General features: G+C 49.9%; 1 pseudogene. It reads left to right on the top strand.

Features of this window, described 5'->3' with window-relative positions:
* A pseudogene (locus ACFPMF_RS28030) lies at window positions 1–745 on the top strand (IS3 family transposase); the annotation flags it as partial.
* Between the last annotated feature and the right edge of the window lie 41 nt (window positions 746–786).

A 786-nucleotide genomic window follows, 5' to 3' on the forward strand; every position in this document is an offset into this window, starting at 1 on the left:
GTAGCGGACCTAAGCTGGGATAAGCAAATGCTCCAGGATGTGCTCAAAAAAAAGTTTTAACGGGGCCGCCCGAGCGGGCCAGCCCAGAAGCGGATGCTGGCCACTAGTTTAATTACGGATTATCGTGTTCCCGTTCAACGAGCCTGCTCGGTTGTGCTACTGCAACGGTCCTGCTGGTATTATAAGCCACACCGTCGAGATGATACGGCTGTACGGCACAGAATCAAAGAAATCGCTCAGGTACGTGTCCGCTACGGTTATCGACGAATCCATGTTCTGCTTAGGCGTGAGGGTTGGCGCGACAACCATAAACGAGTTCGTAGAGTGTACTGTGAAGAAGGGTTAAACTTAAGAAGTAAGCGACCAAAGCGGAATAGAGCGGCCGCACAGAGGCTTGATCGGCCTCAACTTTCTAGTTTAAATCAGAGTTGGAGTATGGATTTTGTGGCGGATCAACTTTTTGACGGACGAAAAATCCGAGCCTTAACTGTAGTCGATAATTATAGCCGCCAGTGCGTAGCCATCCATGTCGGCCAGGCGTTAAAAGGAGAAGACGTGGTAGCAGTGATGAATCACCTGAAAGAAGTATGTTCAGCTTCTCCGAAAAGGATACAGGTTGATAATGGAAGCGAGTTTATTTCGAAAGCACTGGACAAGTGCGGGGCGGCCCGTGCCGGCATATGATAACAAGGTGACACTCGACTTTTCTCGCCCTGGTAAACCCACTGATAACCCATTTATTGACGGGGCTGCCCGCGCAGTCATTTAATGGGAGTTTTCGGGATG

The organism is Larkinella bovis (assembly GCF_042655385.1).
In the GTDB taxonomy this organism is placed as follows: domain Bacteria; phylum Bacteroidota; class Bacteroidia; order Cytophagales; family Spirosomataceae; genus Larkinella; species Larkinella bovis.